This is a genomic window from Stenotrophomonas sp. STEN087, from assembly GCF_056759115.1.
Genome location: NZ_JBRRCR010000160.1, coordinates 1 through 2,999, shown reverse-complemented (window position 1 = coordinate 2,999; position 2,999 = coordinate 1). Strand labels below are relative to the sequence as shown.

The following is a 2,999-nucleotide window of genomic DNA, read 5'->3' as shown; positions in this document are numbered from 1 at the left end:
GGGGGCCCGGGGCCTGGCCGGGGGGGACCCCCCCCCCGGGGGCCCCCGCCCCGGGGGCCGTCCCCCCCCCGGGGCGGCGCACCCCATCCAGTCCCATCCCGTCGCGTCAGGGATGATCCAGCGGCTTCGGCGGCTCAACCCGGTTCAGGCGCTCGCGGTGCAGCAGGTACAGGCCCGAGGCCACGATGATCGCCGCGCCGGCCCAGGTGTAGCCGTCCGGCAGCTGGCCCCAGAAGGCCAGGTCCCAGCCGATCACCCAGACCAGGCCGCTGTACTCCAGCGGCGCGATCATCGACGCCTCGCCCAGCTGGAAGGCGCGGGTCAGGGCGATCTGGCCCAGCGCCCCGGCCAGGCCCATGCCGGCGATCAGCGGCGCATGCGCCAGCTGCAGCGGCACCCAGCCCGGCAAGGCCAGCAGGCCGGCACCGATGGCCATGATGACCAGGAACCAGACCACCATCGACTGCGAGGTATCGGTGCGGGTCAGCAGGCTGACCGTGATGGCGGCGATGGCGTAGGCGGTGGCGGCGGCCAGCACCATCAGGCCGGGGATGGAAATGAAGCCATCCACGCCCGGCCGCAGCACCACGACCACGCCCAGCAGGCCGACGCCGATGGCGACCCAGCGCCGCGGCCCGACCCGCTCGCCCAGCAGCGGCACCGACAGCGCCGCGATCAGCAGCGGGGCCACGAAGTAGATGCTGTAGGCAGTGGACAGCGGCAGGTCGCGCAACGCGTAGACGAAGCAGCCGATCATCGCCATGCCCAGGCCGCCGCGCAGCAGGTGCAGGCCCCAGCGGCGCGGGATGAGCGAGCGCGGGCCGGCACTGGCCAGCACCCAGACCAGCACGAAGGGCAGCGAGGCTGCGCCACGCAGGAAGGTGACTTCCAGCGAGGGGTAGCTGGCCGACAGCTGTTTCATGCCGGCGTCCATCAGCGAGAAGCAGGCCACGGCGGCGACCATCCAGGTCACCGCGCGCGAAGGGGAGCGTTGCGCGTTCATGGCCCATTATCGCCGACAGCGTGCCCCGCCGGGCGCCGGGCGCCGGGCACGGGTGCCGCGATAGAATGGTGGCCACTGAATTCCGCGGAGCCACGCCCATGCCTTCCTTCGACGTCGTGTCCGAAGTCGACACCCACGAACTGACCAACGCCATCGACCAGGCCAACCGCGAACTGGCCACCCGCTTCGACTTCAAGGGCGTGGAAGCCAAGTTCGAGCGCGAGGGCGATGTCATCAACCAGTCCGCACCGACCGAGTTCCAGCTCAAGCAGATGAACGACATCCTGCGCGCCCGCCTGGCCGCGCGCGGCATCGACGTGCTGAGCCTGGAGTTCGGCGACATCGAGACCAACCTGGCCCAGGCCCGGCAGAAGATCACCGTCAAGCAGGGCATCGAGCAGAAGATCGCCAAGAAGATCGCCGCTGCGCTGAAGGAAGCGAAGCTGAAGGTGGAAAGCCAGATCAACGGCGACAAGCTGCGCGTGCAGGGCAAGAAGCGCGACGACCTGCAGGACGCCATCGCGGTGCTGAAGGCCGGCAAGTTCGAGCTGCCGCTGCAGTTCAACAACTTCCGCGACTGATGGATGCCGCCGCCGGGTCACGCCCGGCGGACGGCCCGCTTAATCGCGCAGCAGCTTGTACAGCGTGGTGCGCGAGATACCCAACTGGCGGGCGGCCAGGCTGAGATTGCCTTCGGCCGCCTGCGCCGCACGCCGTGCGGCTTCGCGCTGCTGCTGCCGCAATGGCACGTCGGCCACGGCCATCGGTGCTGCCGCCACCCGCGTGCGGGGCGCACGCGGTGCGCGCAGGTGCTGCAGGAACAGCGCGCTGCCCTCGCCCAGCCGCACCCTGTGCGCAGGCCCCGGTTGCAGCAGCCGACGCCGTTGCGCCGCACTGGCACCGGCAAACACCGTCTCCATCGACAGCAGCGGCAACGGCCCGCGGCGCGGCAGGCCCAGCAGGCGGCGTGCCACGCGGTTGGCGGCGCGCAGCTGCCCATCATCCTGCACCGCCAGAAGCCCCTGCAGCGGCGTGGCCAGCCAGCGCGGATCGTGCTGCACGGCCAGCAGGTGCACATCGCTCAGACCCTGGAACAACCGGTTCTCGCTGGCCAGCGCGGCCTGCCGGAAGTAGCCCTGCAGCAGCGCCGGATCACGTTCGCCCAGCCCGGTGATGTCGACCGCCCCGCAGACCTGGCCATCGAGGTCGTGCAACGGTTCGCTCAGGCAGAACACCGGTGCGAAGCGCTGCAGGTAATGTTCGTTGCCACGCACCAGCGCGGGCACGTCATCGGCCAGGCTGACCGCTGGCGCCGTGGTGCCGATCTCGGCCTCGCCCAGCCGCCGCCCGACCTGGATCGGCCGCAGCAGCGGCGCATCCTCCAGGCCATGCGCCTGCTGGGCGATGACGAGTCCCTCGCGGTTGGCGCAGAACATCGTCCAACCCCGCCCACCGAAGGCGGCCCACAGCTGTTCCAGTTCGGGCTGCACGCAGCGCGCGAGCCGGCGATCTTCGGGATCGCGCAGGCGCAGGCCATCGCCCTGCAGCGGCGGGTAGTAAGGCTCCTGCCCCGGCTGCATACCGGCCGCACGCGAACGCTGCCAGGAGTGCTGCAGCGGCAGCGGCAACACCGCCAAGGACTGCACATCGCCTTCCGCGAACGCAGCACGCGCGGCGACCAGCTGTTGTTGCCCGACTGTCGTGGCCATCATGGAAGCAGAGTACACCCGCGCACGGAACGGCCGCGTTACGTCATGGCAACGGAATGTTTCCCGTTTAAAGACCCGTTCAAACACGGGGTCAGAGCCGTTTTCCGGTGGAAAACGGATCCGACCCCGTGCCGACCAACGGTCGGCACCCACCATCAGCAGCAGGTTCCAACAGCTCGCGGGAAACTGTCGAAGGCGGGGTGGGTCCGGTTGAGGGGGTGTGAGCGGCATGGGCCCGAGGCATGCCTCGGGCGGGTTGGGCAGGACGCCCAACCCCGGTCTTGCCG

The 2,999-nt window shown here is 70.3% G+C and carries 3 protein-coding genes; 1 reads left to right on the top strand and 2 read right to left on the bottom strand.

The window, feature by feature from the left end:
• Positions 1-106 precede the first annotated feature (106 nt).
• Positions 107-1,003, bottom strand: coding sequence for a DMT family transporter (locus ACVOK1_RS20380; protein ID WP_481563089.1), 897 nt, complete (start codon positions 1,001-1,003; stop codon positions 107-109).
• A 98-nt stretch (positions 1,004-1,101) separates the two neighbouring features.
• On the opposite strand from ACVOK1_RS20380, the gene ACVOK1_RS20375 reads away from it, so the two are divergent.
• A complete protein-coding gene (locus tag ACVOK1_RS20375) occupies positions 1,102-1,584 on the top strand; it encodes a YajQ family cyclic di-GMP-binding protein (RefSeq protein ID WP_079223459.1) in 483 nt (160 codons plus the stop codon).
• A gap of 39 nt (positions 1,585-1,623) precedes the next feature.
• Here the strand turns inward: ACVOK1_RS20375 and ACVOK1_RS20370 are convergent, their stop codons facing one another.
• Positions 1,624-2,712: a helix-turn-helix domain-containing protein gene (locus ACVOK1_RS20370; protein ID WP_481563088.1), complete on the bottom strand. Its 1,089-nt coding sequence runs from the start codon at positions 2,710-2,712 to the stop codon at positions 1,624-1,626.
• Positions 2,713-2,999: the final 287 nt, after the last annotated feature.